The sequence below is a fragment of the Streptomyces sp. NPDC018045 genome, from assembly GCF_044327445.1.
Classification (GTDB): domain Bacteria; phylum Actinomycetota; class Actinomycetes; order Streptomycetales; family Streptomycetaceae; genus Streptomyces.
Genome location: NZ_JBIRFL010000004.1, coordinates 358,209 through 376,663, shown reverse-complemented (window position 1 = coordinate 376,663; position 18,455 = coordinate 358,209). Strand labels below are relative to the sequence as shown.

Annotated in this window: 15 protein-coding genes; 9 read left to right on the top strand and 6 right to left on the bottom strand. The window is 72.3% G+C overall.

The genetic code is table 11. The features are described 5' to 3' along the window. Position 1: 1 nt before the first annotated feature. From ACH4EB_RS12575 to ACH4EB_RS12555, 5 genes are all read left to right on the top strand, one after another. Positions 2–262, top strand: a complete 261-nt coding sequence (locus ACH4EB_RS12575; protein ID WP_398347400.1) for a hypothetical protein — start codon at positions 2–4, stop codon at positions 260–262. A 63-nt stretch (positions 263–325) separates the two neighbouring features. After that, positions 326–526, top strand: a complete 201-nt coding sequence (locus ACH4EB_RS12570; RefSeq protein WP_398347399.1) for a hypothetical protein — start codon at positions 326–328, stop codon at positions 524–526. A gap of 207 nt (positions 527–733) precedes the next feature. Continuing rightward, a complete protein-coding gene (gene tatA, locus ACH4EB_RS12565; RefSeq protein WP_398347398.1) occupies positions 734–1,030 on the top strand; it encodes a Sec-independent protein translocase subunit TatA in 297 nt (98 codons plus the stop codon). A 62-nt stretch (positions 1,031–1,092) separates the two neighbouring features. After that, a complete protein-coding gene (gene tatC / locus ACH4EB_RS12560) occupies positions 1,093–2,067 on the top strand; it encodes a twin-arginine translocase subunit TatC (RefSeq protein WP_398347397.1) in 975 nt (324 codons plus the stop codon). Between the two features lie 522 nt (positions 2,068–2,589). Beyond that, a complete protein-coding gene (locus ACH4EB_RS12555) occupies positions 2,590–5,403 on the top strand; it encodes a DEAD/DEAH box helicase (protein ID WP_398347396.1) in 2,814 nt (937 codons plus the stop codon). An 858-nt stretch (positions 5,404–6,261) separates the two neighbouring features. Here the strand turns inward: ACH4EB_RS12555 and ACH4EB_RS12550 are convergent. Then, a complete protein-coding gene (locus ACH4EB_RS12550) occupies positions 6,262–7,119 on the bottom strand; it encodes a siderophore-interacting protein (protein ID WP_398347395.1) in 858 nt (285 codons plus the stop codon). 48 nt (positions 7,120–7,167) lie between these two features. Beyond that, on the bottom strand, positions 7,168–8,082 hold the full coding sequence (locus tag ACH4EB_RS12545) for a 5'-3' exonuclease H3TH domain-containing protein (protein ID WP_398347618.1): 915 nt from the start codon (positions 8,080–8,082) through the stop codon (positions 7,168–7,170). A 288-nt stretch (positions 8,083–8,370) separates the two neighbouring features. Here ACH4EB_RS12545 and ACH4EB_RS12540 point away from each other — a divergent pair, with 288 nt between their 5' ends. The 3 genes from ACH4EB_RS12540 to ACH4EB_RS12530 all read left to right on the top strand — a co-directional run bounded on the left by ACH4EB_RS12540 (position 8,371) and on the right by ACH4EB_RS12530 (position 13,055). Then, entirely contained in the window at positions 8,371–9,624 is a 1,254-nt protein-coding gene (locus tag ACH4EB_RS12540; RefSeq protein ID WP_398347394.1) for a glycine betaine/L-proline ABC transporter ATP-binding protein, read from the top strand. Further along, positions 9,617–12,214, top strand: coding sequence for an ABC transporter permease/substrate binding protein (locus tag ACH4EB_RS12535; protein WP_398347393.1), 2,598 nt, complete (start codon positions 9,617–9,619; stop codon positions 12,212–12,214). The genes ACH4EB_RS12540 and ACH4EB_RS12535 overlap by 8 nt, the downstream gene beginning before the upstream one ends. Positions 12,215–12,311: 97 nt before the next feature. Then, the gene (locus tag ACH4EB_RS12530) at positions 12,312–13,055 is read left to right on the top strand and encodes a helical backbone metal receptor (protein ID WP_398347392.1); all 744 of its coding nucleotides are present in this window, start codon (positions 12,312–12,314) and stop codon (positions 13,053–13,055) included. Here the strand turns inward: ACH4EB_RS12530 and ACH4EB_RS12525 are convergent. After that, complete coding sequence (locus tag ACH4EB_RS12525; RefSeq protein WP_398347391.1) at positions 13,027–14,217, bottom strand: TDT family transporter; 1,191 nt, start codon at positions 14,215–14,217, stop codon at positions 13,027–13,029. The two genes, ACH4EB_RS12530 and ACH4EB_RS12525, sit on opposite strands and share 29 nt — an antisense overlap. A 70-nt stretch (positions 14,218–14,287) precedes the next feature. On the opposite strand from ACH4EB_RS12525, the gene ACH4EB_RS12520 reads away from it, so the two are divergent. Continuing rightward, the gene (locus ACH4EB_RS12520) at positions 14,288–15,235 is read left to right on the top strand and encodes a LysR family transcriptional regulator (protein WP_398347390.1); all 948 of its coding nucleotides are present in this window, start codon (positions 14,288–14,290) and stop codon (positions 15,233–15,235) included. A gap of 67 nt (positions 15,236–15,302) precedes the next feature. Here the strand turns inward: ACH4EB_RS12520 and ACH4EB_RS12515 are convergent, their stop codons facing one another. The 3 genes from ACH4EB_RS12515 to ACH4EB_RS12505 all read right to left on the bottom strand — a co-directional run bounded on the left by ACH4EB_RS12515 (position 15,303) and on the right by ACH4EB_RS12505 (position 18,386). Then, positions 15,303–15,998, bottom strand: coding sequence for a gamma-glutamyl-gamma-aminobutyrate hydrolase family protein (locus ACH4EB_RS12515; protein ID WP_398347389.1), 696 nt, complete (start codon positions 15,996–15,998; stop codon positions 15,303–15,305). 33 nt (positions 15,999–16,031) lie between these two features. Then, positions 16,032–17,504 (bottom strand): ethanolamine permease, encoded by a 1,473-nt coding sequence (gene eat, locus ACH4EB_RS12510; RefSeq protein ID WP_398347388.1) that lies wholly within the window; start codon positions 17,502–17,504, stop codon positions 16,032–16,034. 114 nt (positions 17,505–17,618) lie between these two features. Continuing rightward, positions 17,619–18,386 (bottom strand): FadR/GntR family transcriptional regulator, encoded by a 768-nt coding sequence (locus ACH4EB_RS12505; RefSeq protein WP_398347387.1) that lies wholly within the window; start codon positions 18,384–18,386, stop codon positions 17,619–17,621. Positions 18,387–18,455: the final 69 nt, after the last annotated feature.

The window sequence follows — 18,455 nt, the reverse complement described above, 5'->3', positions numbered from 1 at the left end:
GATGACGACGACCACTGCGGGCGCGATGACCTCGGCCCTGACCGGCCCGGTGCTGTTCAAGGCGGCCTGCCCCGACTGCCGCGGCCGCTTCGAGCTGGCGTCGGACGCGCTGCGCCTGGCCATCGGCGCCAGCAGCCGTACCACCTTCTACTCCTTCACCTGCCCGGACTGCGGCAACGCGGTCCGCAAGCCGGCGGGGGAGCGGATCATCGAGCTGCTCACCGGCGGCGGGGTCCGCACCCTGCGGCTGCACACGGGCTGACGCGCGCCCCGGTCCGTACCCCACCCGCCGCGTGCGCCGCACCCGTCCCGATAGGCTCGTCCCATGCTCTGGCCCATGATCGCTGTCGCCCTCGGCTTCCTCGGCCTCGCCGTGCTCGGCGTCCTCGCCGTCCGCGTCTTCGTGGAGGTACGGCGGCTGGCCCGCCAGGTCGGGCAGACCTCCGAGCGCATCCAGCGGGCCGCCGAGGACCTGGAGCGCGCGGCGGCGCCGCTGGCCGCCCGGGGCGGAAGAGCAAAGGGATGACGCGCTCTGCTCAGTCGCACGCGCGACCGGTACGCTGCTGAAGCGGGCCGAAGAGCGAGGCACCGGCTCGCAACCGGGAGTATGCGCGGAGATTGTCCAGCGTTCGCCGCCGCGCGTTACGATCGCTGCTGGCGCGGCGGATGGACATATGTCCGATCTGTCGAGCAGCCCCAACCCCCAGCCGCCTCGGTGAGAAGGTACACAGTTATGTTCGGTGGAAAGATCGGCGTTCCCGAGATCCTCCTCATCCTCGTCGTCGTGCTCCTGCTGTTCGGCGCGAAGAAGCTCCCCGACATGGCGCGTTCGCTCGGCAAGTCCGCACGCATCCTCAAGAGCGAGGCCAAGGCCATGAAGTCGGAGGGCACGGACTCGCAGTCGGCGCCGTCCGACCCGCCGAACCCGAACGGTCAGCACGAAGCCCCCCGGACGATCCAGGCCGCTCCCGGCGACGTCAACAGCGGACGGCCGGTCGCCCAGCCGTCCGACACGACCACCAAGCGCTGACCGAGGGTCCGGACGGGGCAGGGGTGTCGGCCACTGCCTCTCGCACGAGATGAGGACGTGGGGTGCTCAAGTCCGCCCTTCAGAAGGACCGCAAAGAGAAGGATCCCGAGGGGCGCATGCCGCTCGTGGAACATCTGCGCGAGCTGCGTAACCGGCTCGCCAAGTCGGTCGTGGCCATCCTGGTCGCCACGATCATCTGTGCGTTCTTCTACGGCGAGATCATCAACTTCATCACCAAGCCGGTCCTGCAGACCGTCGGCTGTGATGCGCTGTTCACCGATCTCGCCAAGCAGCAGAAGGGCACCTGTGCCCGCATCGTCATGCTGGACCTGCTCGGGCCGTTCGCGCTGGCCCTGAAGGTCTCCCTGATGAGTGGCGTGATCCTGGCCAGCCCGGTCTGGCTGTACCAGCTCTGGGCCTTCCTCGCGCCCGGCCTGCACCGCCACGAGAAGAAGTACTCGCTCAGCTTCGTCGCCACCGGCTTCCCGCTCTTCCTCGTCGGCGCGTACTTCGCCTACTCGGTGCTGCCGACCACCGCGAAGGTGCTGCTGGAATTCACGCCGGTCGGTGTGGACAACCTGCTGCCGCTGGACAAACTGCTCGACCTGGTCACCCGCATGTTCGTGGTCTTCGGGCTCTCCTTCGAGCTGCCGCTGGTGCTGGTCATGCTCAACCTCGGCGGCGTCCTCTCCGCCGCCCGCATGCGTGGCTGGTGGCGCGGCATGGTGATGGGCATCACGGTCTTCTCGGCCATCGCCACCCCGAGCACCGACCCGCTGACGATGATCGCGCTGGCCGCGCCGATCAGCCTCCTTTACTTCACCGCCGTGCTGATCGCCACCATGAACGACACCCGCAGGCAGCGCCGGCTGGCGGCGGGGCCCGCCGACGACGAGGCGTCCACGCTGGACCTGACGCCCGAGGACATCGGCGAGGCCGAACCGATCGCCGGCCACCGGATGCTCCCGGAACAGGCGGCAGGCGGCACCGAGGGTGACCGTCTGCCGCGGCGCAACGGGTACGACGACGCTACGTGACGGGGACGAGGCACGACGACGTGACGTAGCGGGGGTTGCGACGCGGCGTAACGGGGGCGGTGGCGCGTGAGCGTACGCCGCCCCTCGGCCTTGCTCGGGCCTGTTCGGTCCGCTGCTGCCTTGCCCGGGGCTTCCCGAATCCGGTGTGCCTGGCCCGGGTTTCCTCGGTGGGTGCGGTGGGTGCGGCAGTGCGGCTGGGCCGGGTGGCGGCCCTACGGGGCGAATCGAACGTGATCGTCCCCCCGGCGGGGGAATACCCGGGGACGGCGGACGGGAACCTCGCCGGGCGCCCCCCCGGCCCGGCCCCCCCCGGCCCGGCCCGCCGGGCGTCCCCCCCCCCCGCCGGGTGCCCCCCGCCAGGGCGCCTCGCTCCTCGCCCGGCGCGCCCCCGCTCAACCCCTCTCCACCCCCGAGCCCCCACCCGATGTGCGTGGGGGAGTGGTGGGTGCGGGGGAGGGCCGGTAAAGGGCGTCCATAATGATCGGCTCGTTGTCAGAGGTGGCCGGTAGGCTCGTAAGCACGATGACCGAGGACATGTCCCCTGCTGAGCGCTATGCCGCCGCCAAGCTGCGGGCGGCCGAGCAGGCCACCGCACTCGCCCCTTTCCGTGAGATGTACGACTTCGCGCTGGACCCGTTCCAGATCGAGGCGTGCCAGGCCCTGGAGGCCGGGAAGGGCGTGCTGGTCGCGGCCCCGACCGGATCCGGCAAGACGATCGTGGGCGAGTTCGCCGTCCACCTGGCCCTGGAGCAGGGCCGCAAATGCTTTTACACCACGCCGATCAAGGCACTGTCGAACCAGAAGTACCAGGACCTGGTGCGGCGCTACGGCGCGGACAAGGTCGGCCTGCTGACCGGTGACAACAGCGTCAACTCCGAGGCACCGGTGGTCGTGATGACCACCGAGGTGCTGCGGAACATGCTGTACGCGGGCTCCCAGTCGCTGTCCGGCCTCGGCTATGTGGTGATGGACGAGGTGCACTACCTCTCCGACCGCTTCCGTGGCGCCGTCTGGGAAGAGGTGATCATCCACCTGCCGGAGTCCGTCACACTGATCTCGCTGTCCGCGACGGTCTCCAACGCGGAGGAGTTCGGCGCCTGGCTGGACACGGTGCGCGGTGACACGGAAGTGATCGTCTCCGAGCACCGCCCGGTGCCACTGTGGCAGCACGTGCTCGCCGGGCGCCGGATGTACGACCTCTTCGAGGAGCGCGAGGGCAAGGGCAAGGCCGGGCGCCGGGAGGTCAACCCGGACCTGGAGCGGCTGGCGCGGATGGAGAACAGCCGCCCGACGTTCGGCCGGGACAAGCGCCGCGGCCGCAACCAGCGGGAGGCGGACCGCGAGCGCGAGCGGCGCCAGCGCAGCCGGATCTGGACGCCCGGCCGTGCCGAGGTGATCGACCGGCTGGACAACGAGGGCCTGTTGCCGGCGATCACGTTCATCTTCAGCCGGGCCGGCTGCGAGTCCGCCGTGCAGCAGTGCCTGTATTCGGGGCTACGGCTGAACGACCAGGAAGGGCGGGCCGAGGTCCGCGCCATCGTGGAGGAGCGCACGGCCGGCATCCCGGACGAGGATCTGCACGTCCTCGGCTACTACGAATGGCTGGAGGGCCTGGAGCGGGGCATCGCCGCGCACCACGCCGGCATGCTGCCGACCTTCAAGGAGGTCGTGGAGGAGCTGTTCCTCAAGGGGCTGGTCAAGGCGGTCTTCGCGACGGAGACGCTGGCGCTGGGCATCAACATGCCGGCCCGTTCCGTCGTCCTGGAGAAGCTGGTCAAGTGGAACGGCGAGCAGCACGCCGACATCACCCCCGGCGAGTACACCCAGCTCACCGGCCGTGCCGGGCGCCGCGGTATCGACGTCGAGGGCCATGCGGTGGTGCTCTGGCAGCGCGGCATGGACCCGGGCGCCCTGGCGGGCCTGGCCGGGACGCGTACGTATCCGCTGCGCTCGTCCTTCAAGCCGTCGTACAACATGGCGGTCAACCTGGTCTCGCAGTTCGGGCGGCACCGTTCGCGGGAGCTGCTGGAGATGTCGTTCGCGCAGTTCCAGGCGGACAAGTCGGTGGTCGGCATCTCGCGGCAGGTGCAGAAGAACGAGGAGGGCCTGGACGGCTACAAGGAGTCCATGACCTGCCACCTCGGCGACTTCGAGGAGTACTCCCGGCTGCGCCGGGAGCTGAAGGACCGGGAGACGGAGCTGGCCAAGCAGGGCGCGGCGCAGCGCCGGGCCGCGGCCGCCGCGGCGCTGGAGAAGCTCCGGCCGGGCGACGTGATCCACGTGCCGACGGGCAAGTACGCGGGGCTGGCGCTGGTGCTGGATCCGGGCATGCCGTCGGGGCGGACCAACGGCCATCGCGGTCATGACACGTACGACGGCCCCCGGCCGCTGGTGCTGACCGCCGAGCGGCAGGTCAAGCGGCTGGCCTCGATGGACTTCCCGGTGCCGGTGGCGCCGCTGGAGCGGATGCGCATCCCGAAGTCCTTCAACGCGCGCAGCCCGCAGTCGCGCCGCGACCTGGCGTCCGCGCTGCGCACGAAGGCCGGTCACATCGTGCCGGACCGGCACCGCAAGCAGCGGTCGGCGGCGGTCGACGACCGGGAGATCGCGCGGCTGCGCACGGAGCTGCGGGCGCATCCCTGCCACGGCTGCGACGAGCGCGAGGACCACGCGCGGTGGGCCGAGCGGTACCACCGGCTGCTGCGGGACACCCGGCAGTTGGAGCGCCGCATCGAGGGCCGTACGAACACGATCGCGCGCACCTTCGACCGGATCTGCGGTCTGCTGACCGAGCTCGACTACCTGGAAGGTGACACGGTCACCGACGAGGGCCGACGGCTGGCGCGCCTCTACGGCGAGCTGGACCTGCTGGCGAGCGAGTGCCTGCGGGCCGGCGTCTGGACCGGGCTGGGCCCCGCCGAACTGGCCGCCTGCGCCTCGGCGCTGGTCTACGAGGCCCGGCAGGCGGACGACGCGATGGCGCCGAAGCTGCCGTCGGGCAAGGCGCAGGACGCGCTCGGCGAGATGGTGCGGATCTGGGGCCGGCTGGACGCCCTGGAGGAGGACCACAAGATCAACCAGGCGGAGGGCGTCGGCCAGCGCGAGCCGGACCTCGGCTTCGCCTGGGCGGCCTATCGGTGGGCATCCGGGTTCGGCCTGGACGAGGTGCTGCGCGAGGCGGAGATGCCCGCCGGTGACTTCGTGCGCTGGTGCAAGCAGCTCATCGACATCCTCGGCCAGCTCGCGGCGGCCGCGCCCCCGGAGGTGGCACGCAACGCCCGCAAGGCCGTGGACGCGGTGCTGCGGGGCGTGGTGGCGTACTCCTCGGTGGGGTGAGGGCGTAGCGCCGGGGCGGCACGGCCGTCGTCGCCCCGCCCGTCCCGGCGACGGCACCGGCGCCCGCGTGTCCGGCCGAAGGGCCGTTGCCGGGCGCGATGTTCACCGTAGGGCCCGGCGCGAACGCCTTCGGCGCGGAGGGCGCTCTGTGGCCATGGCGTCTCGACCGGACCGGACGAGGTGTCGTACTGCCGGACGAGGTGCCGGCCGCCCCCGGAGCATCGTGCTCGGGAGCGTGCCGCCCTGTGTGCCAGCGTGCGTGCGCGGTGCCCGCGCGGGTGCGAAGAGCCGTACGTCCGGGCGGGGCGCGTCCGTCTGCGGCCGGTGCGCCGGGCCCGTGCGGCGTGTCGCACGCGGTGCGTACACCCGTCCGACACGCCGTCTGTGTTTCCGTTCCGTGGTGGCCATGCAGCGACGACGTGGCGGAGCACTGCCGGGCCGGGTGGGCGCCCGGCAGCCGGGCGCTCTCAGTGACCCTCTTCCGCTCTGGGAATGCCAGGCCGTACGGGGCGGAGGCCACCGTTCCACAAGGAGGCGCGCCGCCTCGTCATCACCTGCACGGTCCAGGCCACGGTCGGCGGGGACGTGGGGCCCGAGCGCGGCGCTGTGGGTGCACCACCGGGTGTCGGCGGTGACGGCGTGTCGCAACCCCTTCGTCGACGGCGGCTTCGGCGTGGCGCGGGTGTCGGCGGAGCGGACCGGTCAGCACGGTCCGCCCGCGGCGCACGCCAACCTCTCGGCCGACGTCCGGCGGCGCACGCCAACCTCTCGGCCGACGCCCGCAGTTCGTCTACCCGTGCCACCCGGCCGCCGAACTCCCGCAGCGTGCGCGGCGGTCAGGAAGCGGTCAGGAAGCGGTCAGGAAGCGGTCGGGAGGCTGGTCTCCTGCTCGGCCTCGACCTGCTGGTTCCACACCTGCTTGGACGCCTGCCAGCCGTCCTCGTCGTGGCCGTTGCGCCAGTAGCCGGAGATCGACAGGGCCTCGCGCGGCACCTCCCGCTCGACCCGCAGCAACTTGCGCAGCTCCTTCACGAAGCCGGCCTCGCCGTGCACGAACGCGTGCACCCGGCCCGCCGGGAAGTCCAGCGCGCGGACTGCCTCGACCAGGCGCTCGCCGACCGGCGCGCCGCCGCGGTGCAGCCAGGTGATCCGCGCGCCGACCGGTGCTTCGAGCTTCTGCTCCTCCTCGGGCCCGGCGACCTCGATGAAGGCGTGCACGGGAACGTCCTCCGGCATCCGGGCCAGGGAGGCGGCGATGGCCGGCAGGGCGCTCTCGTCACCGGCGAGCAGGTGCCAGTCGGCGTCGGCGTCGGGGGCGTACGCGCCGCCGGGGCCGAGGAGGAGCGCCTCGTCACCCGGGCGGGCGTGTGCCGCCCACGGCCCCGCGAGGCCCGCATCGCCGTGCACCACGAAGTCGACGGCCAGCTCCCGGGCGTCCGGGTCCCAGGTGCGCACGGTGTACGTCCGCGTCTTGGGCCACTGGTGGCGGGGGAAGGAGGCGCGGATCTCCGCGATGTCCAGCGGCTGCGGGTAGGCCACGCCGGGAATCGGGAAGACCAGCTTGACGTAGTGGTCGGTGTACTCGCCCGCCGAGAACTCCGCCAGGCCGGCACCGCCCAGCACCACCCGCACCATGTGCGGCGTGAGCTGCTCGGTGCGCAGCACCTGCGCGTGAATGAGCTTGGGCTTCTTGCGGGCCGGACGCTCTGCTGCCACGACGATCTCCCCTGCCACGGTTTTATTAGGTATACCTAACCTAACAGTTCAGGGGCGTAGCGTCGCGAGGAGCCTCTGCAGGGAGCCGCCCAGGCCCCACTGCCCGGCGAGCGATTCCAGCCGTTCCGGGTCGGCCGGTTCGGCGGGCAGCGCGGCGTCGAACTCCGGCACCGGCGCATCGGTGGCCACCCGTACGACCTTCGGCGCGACCGCGACGTACGGACGGGACTCGGACAGCCGCTTGCGCTGTGAAGGGGTGAGCCCGGACGCCGGGTCGTCGACCGCGGCCATGATCCCCGCCAGGTCCCCGTACGCGGCCAGCAGTTTGGCGGCGGTCTTCTCGCCGATGCCCGGCACGCCGGGCAGGCCGTCGCTGGGGTCGCCGCGCAGCAGCGCCAGGTCGGCGTAACCCCGGCCGTCCACGCCGTACTTCTCGCGCAGCAGTGCCTCGTCGGTCATCTGGAGGGTGCCGACCCCCTTGAGCGGATACAGGATGCGGATGCCGCGCCCGTCGTCGGCGAGCTGGAACAGGTCGCGGTCGCCGGTGACGATGTCGACCGGCCCGGTGGCACGGGCGGTCAGGGTGCCGATGACGTCGTCCGCCTCGTACCCCGCGGCGCCCGCCCGGGCGATGCCGAGCGCGTCGAGCACCTCCTCGATCACCGGGACCTGCGGGGAGAGGGTGTCCGGAATCTCCTCGGCGTCCGGCTCCGGGGAGTCGGCCGGTGCCTCCTCGGCGACGCGGTGCGCCTTGTACGAGGGGATGAGGTCGACCCGCCACTGGGGCCGCCAGTCGAAGTCCATGCAGGCCACCAGGTCGTCGGGCTGGTGGTCCTGGACGAGCCGGGCGATGAAGTCCAGCAGCCCGCGCACCGCGTTGACCGGGGTGCCGTCCGGGGCCCGGACCGACTCCGGTACGCCGAAATAGGCCCGGAAGTAGAGGGAGGCGGTGTCGAGGAGCATCAGGCGTCGAGTCACACCCCGCATGATGCCGTACCCCCGTCGTGTCCCGGCGGCTTGCCCCGTGCGCTGCGCGGGGCGGCGGCGGGTGTGATGCGGGTGGCGGAAAGCGATCGGCTGTGAACTAGGTCACTAATGTGTTTGTCATTTTCGAAAGGGGGCAGGCGCGCGGCCGGAGCGGAGCCGGTGGATTTTCAACATTTCCACCGGTTAAGACGGGCCCGACCCGTGCCGCGCCACGACCTGCTCACGGGGGAGGCGGGCCGTTCTCAGCTAATTCGAGAGGTGTATGTGGCCAGGCTGCAAGCCGAGCACGTGTACAAAGTGTTCGGGAGACGACCCGAGGACGCCGTACGACGGCTCGAAGACGGTGCGAGCCGCGAGGAGCTGCGGGCCGACGGCACGACCGCCGCGGTGATCGACGCGTCGTTCTCCGTGGACGAGGGCCAGATCTTCGTCGTCATGGGTCTGTCCGGATCCGGTAAGTCCACCCTTCTGCGGACTCTCAACGGGCTGCTGGAGCCGACCGCCGGAAGCGTCCGGTTCGACGGTCAGGACCTGACCTCGCTCAGCGCCAGGGAACTGCGCAAGGTCCGCTCCGAGAAGATCTCCATGGTCTTCCAGCACTTCGCGCTCTTCCCGCACCGCAGTGTGCTGGAGAACGCCGCGTACGGGCTGGAGGTCCAGGGCGTACCGCGTGCCGAGCGCGACCGGCGCGCCACCGAGGCACTGCACCTCGCCGGCCTCAAGGGCTGGGAGAAGTCCTGGCCGGACGAGCTGTCCGGCGGCATGCAGCAGCGAGTGGGCCTGGCCCGCGCGCTGGCCACCGACGCCGACCTGCTGCTGATGGACGAGTCCTTCAGCGCGCTGGACCCGCTGATCCGCCGCGACATGCAGGACCAGCTCCTGGAGCTCCAGAAGACGCTGAAGAAGACCATCGTCTTCATCACCCACGACCTGAACGAGGCCATGCGCCTCGGCGACCGGATCGCCGTCATGCGCGACGGCCGCATCGTGCAGACCGGCAGCGCCGAGGACATCCTCCTCACCCCCGCCAACGACTACGTCGCGTCCTTCATCCAGGACGTCGACCGCTCCCGGGTGCTCACCGCCGGAGCCGTCATGGTCGGTGCCGACGAGGTGCTGGGCTCCACCGCGGAGGACGGCGCGGAGATCCGTACGGTCGCGGACTTCCTCGCCGCCGCGCCCGCCAGGGTCCACCGGGACACGCCGGTCGCCGAGCTGTTCGGCCCCTGCGCGGCCGGGAACGTACCGGTCGCCGTCGTCGACGCGGACGGCGAGCTGGTCGGCGCGGTGCCGATGCGGCGGCTGCTGGCCGCGCTCGGCGAGGGCGGACAGCAGGACGAACCCGCCGGGAAGGGCCCGCAGGCCCCGGCCGCCAAGGCCCCCGAGGGCGCCGCCCCCGCCGCCGGCCGGACCACCGGGTCCGACGGCAAGCCCACCGGGCGCGACGGCAAGGCCGCCGTCCAGCCCGACGGCATGACGGGCGGCAAGCCCGGGGGCAAGGTGACCGCCCGTGCCTAGGATCGACGTCGGCTCCTGGGCCAACACCTGTGTCGAATGGCTGCGCCACCACCTCACGTGGCTCTTCGACTTCGTCTCACGCGTCCTGACGGACATGTACAACGGCATCGAGGCGGTCCTCTCCGCCCCGCAGCCGTTCCTGCTGATGGGCATCTTCGCGGTGCTCGCCTGGTGGCTGCGCGGCCTGCCGGCCGCGGTGCTCACCTTCGCCGGGTTCGCGCTCATCGACTCGATCGAGCAGTGGGACGCCACCATGCAGTCCCTGGCGCTGGTGCTGGTGGCCTGCATCATCACCATCGTCGTGGCGGTTCCGCTCGGTATCTGGGCGGCCCGCAACCGCGTCGTCGGCGGCGCGCTGCGCCCGGTCCTGGACCTGATGCAGACGATGCCCGCGATGGTCTACCTGATCCCCGGCATCCTCTTCTTCGGCATCGGCGTGATGCCCGGCATGGTCGCGACCATCATCTTCTCGATGCCGCCCGCCGTCCGGATGACCGAGCTGGGCATCCGCCAGGTCGACGGTGAACTCGTCGAGGCGGCGGAGGCGTTCGGTACCCACCCGCGCCGCACCCTCTTCCGGGTGCAGCTCCCGCTGGCACTGCCCACCATCATGGCCGGCATCAACCAGGTCATCATGCTGGCGCTGTCCATGGTCGTCATCGCCGGCATGGTCGGCGCGGAGGGCCTGGGCTCGTCGGTCTACAACGCGGTCAGCTCCGTGAACGTGGCCCTCGGCTTCGAGGCGGGCCTCGCCGTCGTCATCCTCGCCATGTACCTGGACCGGATGACCGGCGCCCTCAACGAGCGGGTCTCACCGCTGGGCCGCCGCGCGCTGGCCAAGGCGCAGGCCGCGCTGGGCGGCGCGAAGTTCCTGTACTGGAAGCCCGCCACCTCCGTCGCGATGGTCGGCGTGGTCGTCCTCGCGCTGGTCGCGGGCGGTCTGAACGTCTTCGGCAAGGAAGGCGCGAAGAGCGACGGCGGCGGCCGGCCGATCACGCTCGGGTACGTCAACTGGGACGAGGGCAAGGCCACCACGTACCTGTGGAAGGAGATCCTCGAACAGCGCGGCTTCAAGCCGAAGGCGCAGGCGCTGGAAGCCGGCGCGCTGTTCACCGGGCAGGCGCGCGGCGACATCGACGTGCAGACCAACGCCTGGCTGCCCACCACGCACGCCGAGTACTACAAGAAGTACCGGGACAAGCTCGAAGACCTCGGTGCCTGGTACGACAAGACCTCGCTGGAGATCGCGGTCCCGTCGTACATGAAGGACGTCAAGTCCCTCGACGACCTCAAGGGGAAGGCGGGCGAGTTCGGCGGCAAGATCACCGGCATCGAGCCGGGCGCCGGCGAGATGAAGATCCTCAAGGACAAGGTCCTCAAGGACTACGGCCTTCAGGACGAGTACAAGGTCGCCGAGTCCAGCACCGCGTCCATGCTCACCGAGCTGGACCGCGCCTACGCGGCGAAGAAGCCGATCGCCGTCACGCTGTGGTCGCCGCACTGGGCGTACGACAAGTACGACCTGACCAAGCTGGCGGACCCCAAGGGCTCCTTCGGCTCCGGTGACAGCCTGCACCTGCTCGGCCGCAAGGGCTTCGCCCAGGACGAGCCCGAGGTCACCAAGTGGATGAAGAACTTCCACCTGGACGAGCAGCAGCTCACCAGCCTGGAGAACGAGGTCAAGGGCGCCGGCGAGGGCCACGAGCAGGACGGTGTGCGCACCTGGCTGAAGAAGAACCCGGGCCTGGTGGACAAGATCGCCCCGTCGGCGAACACCACGTACGCCAAGGGCAGGGACGCCGGCGCCGCGCCGAACATCGGCTACCCGGCGTGGGACGAGGGCATCGCCACCACGTACCTGTGGAAGAACGTCTTGGAGAAGCGGGGCTACCAGCCGAATATCCGCAACCTGGACGTCGGCCCGATGTGGACCGGACTGTCCAGCGGGCAGATCGACGTGGAGTTCGACGCCTGGCTTCCGGTCGCGCAGAAACAGTACTGGGACCAGTACAAGAACGATCTCGTCGACGTCGGCGCCTGGTACGACAAGACGTCACTGGAGATCGCCGTCCCGTCCTACGTCAAGGACGTCAAGACGCTGGACGACCTGCGCGAGCACCGGGACGAGTTCCAGGGCAAGATCATCGGCATCGAGCCGGGCACCGGTGAGATGAAGCGCCTGAAGGACACCGTCGCCCCCGCGTACGGCCTGGAGGACTTCCAGGTCACCGAGGCCGGCACCAGCTCCATGCTCGCCGAGCTGGACCGCGCCTACGCCAAGAAGGAGCCGATCGCGGTCGTGCTCTGGTCGCCGCACTGGGCGTACAGCAAGTACGACCTGACCAAGCTTGCGGACCCGAAGCACACCTGGGGCGACAACAACCAGATCAAGACGCTCGGCCACAAGAGCTTCCCGGAGAAGTTCCCGGAGTTCAACGGCTGGCTGAAGAACTGGAAGATGTCGCCCGAGGAGCTGGGCAGCCTGGAGAAGGAGATCCAGGACGCCGGCAAGGGCCACGAGAACGACGGCGTCGAGAAGTGGATCGACGCCCACCCGGGCATCGTCGACAAGATGGCGCCGGTCAAGTGAGGCGCTGAACGCGCCGCGCGCGCCCCGCCCCCGGCCGTACCACCGGGGGCGGGGCCGTTGTGCTTCGGGCCGGGCCCCGTCCGCGTACGGTGGGGCCATGACGACCGGTCGCCGCCGCACCCCGCGCGTGGTCTCCCTCGTGCCCTCGCTCACCGAGGCCGTGGCCGCCACCGCGCCCGAACTGCTCGTCGGTGCCACCGACTGGTGCAGCCACCCCGCCGATCTGGACGTGCCGCGGGTCGGCGGCACCAAGAACCCGGACACCGCCCGGATCGCCGCCCTCGCACCGGACCTCGTACTGGCCAACGAGGAGGAGAACCGGGCACCGGACCTCGGCGCGCTGCGCGCCGCCGGACTGGACGTCCTGGTCACCGAGGTCCGCGACCTGGACCAGGCGCTGCGCGAACTGGAACGGGTTCTGGTGCGCGGCTGCCGGCTGCCCCGGCCCGGCTGGCTGGACGACGCGGCGGACGCCTGGCGGGATCTGCGGGCCGGCGCGGTGGACGCGCGCGGTGCCGTGGTGCCCGTCTGGCGGCGGCCCTGGATGGTCCTGGGCCGGGACACCTTCGCGGGCGACCTGCTCGCCCGGCTGGGCGTGGTGAACCTGTACGCGGACCACCCCGAACGGTATCCGCGCGTCCCCGTCGGGGAGTTGACCGCGCGCGGCGCCGACCTGGTGGTGCTCCCGGACGAGCCGTACCGCTTCACGCCCGACGACGGCCCCGAGGCGTTCCCCGGGCTGCCCGCCGCGCTGGTCAGCGGGCGTCATCTCACCTGGTACGGGCCGTCGTTGGCGGAGGCGCCGGCGGTGCTCAGGGCCGCGCTGGAGCAGGCGCGCTGACCGGCTGCGCCGGCACCGTCGGAGCCGCGGGCCGGGCCGGCGGGACGAGGAGCTGACCGCGTGCCAGCCCCAGCGCGGTACGGGCGCCGGCCACCAGCCAGGCCGCCACCAGCACGGCGAACAGCCCCACCGCGAGCCAGGTGAAGGCCGTGAGCCCCGTGTGCCGCGCCAGGCCCGCCGCGCCCGTCACACACGTACCGACCGGGAAGGTGAACGCCCACCAGGTCATCGAGAACGTCATCCCGGCGCGGAAGGCGCGGACGACCAGCGCCGTCGCCAACGCCAGCCACAGCAGCGCGAAGCCCATGACCGGCACGCCGTACAGCAGCGCGAAGCCGCTCATCGCCTGCGCGTACCCGGCGCCGACCGTGCCGGGCGCGGCGTCGGCGAGGTTGTTGACCGCCGTCGCGGACTGGCCGAGCGGTCCCAGGACGAGGAAGAGCGTCGGGGTCAGGGCGAGCGGCAGCGGCCCGTGGTGGATCAGCCGGGCCAGGACCAGCGGCAGCACCAGCAGGGTGGCCAGCAGCGACATCCCGAACATCGCGTGACAGGCGAGCAGCATCGCCGCCCGCCACTGCCCGGCGGGCAGGTGCGGCACCAGGCCCGGGCCGAGCGCGGCCGAGACCATCGGCGCGACCAGCGGCAGGATCCACACCGGGGAGGCGGTCCCGGTCTCGATGCGGTGCCGGGCCACCATCAGGTACGGCACCGCCGCGGCCGCCGCGAGCCCGGTCGCCGTACCGGCGCACCACAGGACCGCGTCGGCGGCGACGGCGGTCCGTTCACCGAGCACGTCCGGGCCGACGGCGAGCGTCCCGCCACCGACCGCCAGCAGGGCCATCGCCAGACAGCCGTAGAACGGCGCCACCGCCGGGTCGAGCAGATGGCGCCGGGCCTGGTCGGTGTGGCGCAGCCAGTGCACGCTCCGGGCGGCGAGCAGGACCAGCAGCAGTACGGCGGAGAGCGCCCACACCACGACGTACGCGCCGCGCGGGCCGGGGAGGGGCGGCGACAGGGCCGCGCCGGCGTTGGCGACGATGGCGGTGCCCATGACGGCGGCGTACCAGTTGGGGCCGAGATGACGCAGGGCCGGCAGCGTGCCGGGGGAGCGGGCGGGAGTACGGGGGCCGGTGCGCGCGGAGGGGTGCGTCAGGGTTGCCATGCTTCCAGGGTCGGCCCGCGCACCCTCTCCCACCAGGGACCTCGCGTCTATGAGGGCATAAGGTGGGGTTATGACCAGTGTGAAGGAAGAGCAGCCGGGGACGGGGCCCGTGGTCCCGCTCTCGCACCGCGTACCGGACCTCGGCGCACTGGAACTGCTGCTCGCCGTCGCCCGGCTCGGCAGCCTCGGGCGGGCGGCCCGCGAACGGGGCATCAGCCAGCCCGCCGCCAGCAGCCGCATCCGCTCGATGGAACAGCAGCTCGGCGTCGCCCTCGTCGAACGCTCGCCGCGCGGCTCGCGCCTGACGGACGCGGGGGCGCTGGTCACGGACTGGGCGCGGCGGGTGGTGGAGGCCGCCGAGGCGTTCGACGCGGGCGCGCAGGCGCTGCGGGGGCGCCGGGACTCGCGGCTGCGGGTGGCCGCCAGCATGACCATCGCCGAGTACCTGCTGCCCGGCTGGCTCATCGCGCTGCGCGCGCAGCGCCCGGACACCGCGGTGTCCCTGCTGGCCGGGAACTCCGCCGCCGTCGCCGAGCGGCTCCTCGCGGGCGAGGCCGACCTCGGGTTCGTGGAAGGGCTGGACGTGCCCGCCGGGCTGGACGGCGCGGTCATCGGCCACGACCGGCTGATGGTGGTCGCCGCGCCCGCGCACCCGTGGGCCCGGCGCCGTACGGAGCTGACCGTCGCCGAACTGGCCGCCACCCCGCTGATCCTGCGCGAACGCGGCTCCGGCACCCGGCAGGTCCTGGACGCGGCGCTGGCCGGGCACGGCGGACTCGCGGCGCCCCTGCTGGAGCTGGCGTCCACGACGGCGGTCAAGGCCGCCGCGGTGAGCGGCGCCGGCCCGTCGGTGCTGAGCGAACTGGCCGTGGGGGAGGAGCTGGCGGCGCGACGGCTGGTCGAGATCCCCGTACACGCCACCCGCTTCGGCCGTGACCTGCGCGCCGTCTGGCCCTCCGGCCAACGCCCGGCGGGCCCGGCGCGCCACCTGCTGGGCCTGACCAGGGCCCGGCCGTGACACCGCAGTGCGCGCGGCAGCGGTCATCCAGGGGCGGCCATCCCCTCACGCACCGCCTGTCACTCCCTCACGCACCGCCCGCCGCCCGCATCAGGGCGTCCATCACGCGGGTGTCGTCCCCGGCCTCCGGATGCCACTGCACGGACAGCACGAAGTGGTCGGCGCCGGGCAGTTCCAGGGCCTCGACCGTGCCGTCCGCCGCGTGGGCGGAGGGGCGCAGGCCGCTGCCGAGCCGGTCCACGGCCTGGTGGTGGTAGGTCGGTACGGACACCGCCTCGGGCAGGATCGCGCCGAGCAGGGTGCCCGGCTCCGGCTTGACCTCGTGCCGGTCGAAGACGCCGGCCGGGCCCGCGTGGCCGTCGAGGTGCTGGACGAGGGTGCCGCCGAGGGCGACGTTCAGCAGTTGCATGCCCCGGCAGACGCCGAGCAGGGGGACCCGCGCGTCCAGGGCCGCGTCGATCAGCGCCAGCTCCCAGGTGTCCCGGTCGCGCGCCGGGGGGCCGGTGCGCGGCTCGGGGTCGGCTCCGTAGCGTACGGGTTCGACGTCCGGGCCGCCCGCGATCACCAGGCCGTCCAGCCGGGAGACGGCCGCGGCCGCGGTGCCCGGGTCGCCGGGCGGCAGCAGCGCGGCGAGGCCGCCGCAGCGCTGGACGAGACGGTGGTAGCCGGCCGGGAGCAGGGCGGCGGGCAGGGCCCAGACGCCCCAGCGGGCGTCGTCGGCGACGTAGGTGGTGACACCGATGAGGGGTGGTGAGGGGGACACGGGGCCTCCGAAGGGTGCGCGTGGGGCGTCGGGTCAGTCGCGTTCCAGCTCGGCCTCGGCCGCCGCGAGCGCCGCGAACTCCTCCTCGGGGGCCGCCGCGACCAGCCGGTGCCGGGAGTAGAGGGCGAAGTACGCCAGGGCGACGCCGTAGAAGCCGAGGGCCATGAGGGCGGCCTGCTGGTCGACGAGGAAGGTCGCCACCAGCGCGGCGCAGGCCAGGACGAAGGCGGTGGACGAGGTGAGGATGCCGCCGGGGGTGCGGTACGGGCGGGGCAGCCGCGGCTCGCGGCGGCGCAGCACGATGTGCGAGAGCGACATCAGGGCGTAGGAGATGGTGGCCCCGAAGACGGCGATGTTGAGCATCCGGGCGCCGTCGCCGGTCGCGGCGGCCAGCGCGAAGCCCAGCGCGCCGGGCACCAGCAGCGCCAGGTAGGGGGCCTTGCGGCGGCTGGTGAGGGACAGGAAGCGGGGCAGGTAGCCGGCCCGGGAGAGCGCGAAGAGCTGCCGCGACCCGGCGAAGATCAGGGAGAAGAAGGAGGCCACCAGGCCCGCCAGGCCCGCGTAGTTGACGATGCGGGAGACGGTGGTGGGCGTACCGTGCGGCTGGAGCGCCCGCACCAGCGGGTCGCCCGCCGACTGGATGGCCGCGGAGCCCCGGGCGCCGGTCGCGGCGACGAAGGTGACCAGCGCGAGCAGCAGCAGGATGCCCATCGCGGCGGCCATCGCCTTCGGCAGCGTACGGACCGGGTCCCTGGTCTCCTCGGCGGCCAGTGGTACGCCCTCGACGCCGAGGAAGAACCACATGGCGAACGGGAACGCGGCCCAGATGCCGAGGATCCCGAAAGGGAGCCAGGAGTTGGCGCCGAAGGCGCCGGCGTCGACGGGGATGTCGTCCAGGGCGCTGACGTGGAAGTCGCTGAGCGCGCCGCACGCGAAGACGACGATGGCGGCGACCGCGACGGCGGTGACGGCCAGGCTGAAGCGCAGCGCCTCACCCACGCCCCACAGGTGGATGCCGATGAAGACGACGAAGCAGGCCAGGTGGACGGGCCAACTGGAGGTCAGGCCGAACAGGCCGAGCGATTCGACGTAGTCGCCGATGAAGATGGAGATCGCGGCGGGCGCGAGCACGTACTCGATGAGGATGGCCGTGCCGGTCAGGAAGCCGCCCCAGGTGCCCAGCGCGCGCCGCGCGAAGCCGTAGCCGCCGCCCGCCGTCGGCAGGATGGAGGCCAGTTCGGCCAGCGCGAAGACCAGGCAGGTGTACATGGTGCCCATCAGGACCGCGGCGATGGCCAGGCCGCCGAAGCCGCCCTGCGCCAGGCCGTTGTTCCAGCCGGAGAAGTCCCCGGAGACGACGTAGGCGACACCCAGCCCGGTGAGCAGGACCGGGCCCGCGCTGCCGCGCCGCAGGGTGCGCTTCCGGAGGTAGGCGTCCTGCGGTGCCGGGTCGCCGGCCGCGGTGGCGGGGTGCGGTGCGGTACGGGGGTCCGTGCTGTCGGCCATGAGCCGCTCCTGCCTCGCCGAGGGGGTGCGTGAGGGGGAAGTACGCCAAAGGTATAGCCGTACACCTTTGCTTCACGGTGCGGCCGAGCGCAAGGCCCCTGCGTAAAAGACTGGTTACGACGACGGCCCCGTCAAGAACCCCCGCAGCAGCGCCGCCGTGCCTGCACAGTGCTCGCGCATCACTTCCCGCGCCCCGTCCGCGTCCCCCTCCAGCACGGCCTCGACCAGGGCGGTGTGCTGCGCCTGGGAGTGCTCCAGATTGCGTACCAGCAGCGGGATGCAGTCCAGCAGCTCGTTCACGTCCGCCCGCACCGCGGCGTACCGGGCCGCCAGTGACGGCGAACCGGCCAGCTCGGCCAGCGTCAGGTGCAGCAGCGTGTCGCGCCGCCGGTAGTCCGCCAGCGGCGCGTCGTGGGTGGCCGCCAGCGCCTCCCGCAGCCGCCGCGCCCGCACGCCGTCCAGACCGTGCGCGGCGCACAGTCCGGCGGCGCCCACCTCCAGCACCTCCCGGAACCGCAGCGTGTCCTCGACGTCCACCTTCTCGACGCGGCGCCGCAGCTCGTCCTCGCCCGCGGTCTCCCGGCGCGGCCGGACGAACGTACCGCCGTAACGGCCGCGCCGGCTCTCCACCAGGCCTTCGTCCTGGAGGACCTTGAGCACCTCGCGCAGCGTCACCCGGCTGATCCGGAGCCGTTGCGCCAACTCCCGCTCCGCGGGCAGGCGGCCGCCGCCGGGCACCAGGCCCAGCCGGACGATCTGGAGTATCTGCTCCAGCGCCTCCTCGAAGCCGTTGCCCGCCCGCACGGGACGCAGCACCGGCGCCAGCCGGTCCGCCGGGCGCCCGCCCGGGCCGTGTGCCGCGCCGTTGCCCGCACCATCCACCGGAACCCCTTCCCAACCAATGGTTCGCAGGCCTACCTTATGACCTCCGGACGCAGCGACAGGAGGCCC

Excerpts from the sequence above, each read along its gene's own strand:
- ACH4EB_RS12575 (WP_398347400.1), top strand. The coding sequence starts at position 2 with ATGACGACGACCACTGCGGGCGCGATGACCTCGGCCCTGACCGGCCCG.
- ACH4EB_RS12570 (WP_398347399.1), top strand. The coding sequence starts at position 326 with ATGCTCTGGCCCATGATCGCTGTCGCCCTCGGCTTCCTCGGCCTCGCC.
- tatA (WP_398347398.1), top strand. The coding sequence starts at position 734 with ATGTTCGGTGGAAAGATCGGCGTTCCCGAGATCCTCCTCATCCTCGTC.
- ACH4EB_RS12555 (WP_398347396.1), top strand. The coding sequence starts at position 2,590 with ATGACCGAGGACATGTCCCCTGCTGAGCGCTATGCCGCCGCCAAGCTG.
- ACH4EB_RS12545 (WP_398347618.1), bottom strand. The coding sequence starts at position 8,082 with ATGCTCCTCGACACCGCCTCCCTCTACTTCCGGGCCTATTTCGGCGTA.
- ACH4EB_RS12530 (WP_398347392.1), top strand. The coding sequence starts at position 12,312 with ATGACGACCGGTCGCCGCCGCACCCCGCGCGTGGTCTCCCTCGTGCCC.
- ACH4EB_RS12525 (WP_398347391.1), bottom strand. The coding sequence starts at position 14,217 with ATGGCAACCCTGACGCACCCCTCCGCGCGCACCGGCCCCCGTACTCCC.
- ACH4EB_RS12520 (WP_398347390.1), top strand. The coding sequence starts at position 14,288 with ATGACCAGTGTGAAGGAAGAGCAGCCGGGGACGGGGCCCGTGGTCCCG.
- eat (WP_398347388.1), bottom strand. The coding sequence starts at position 17,504 with ATGGCCGACAGCACGGACCCCCGTACCGCACCGCACCCCGCCACCGCG.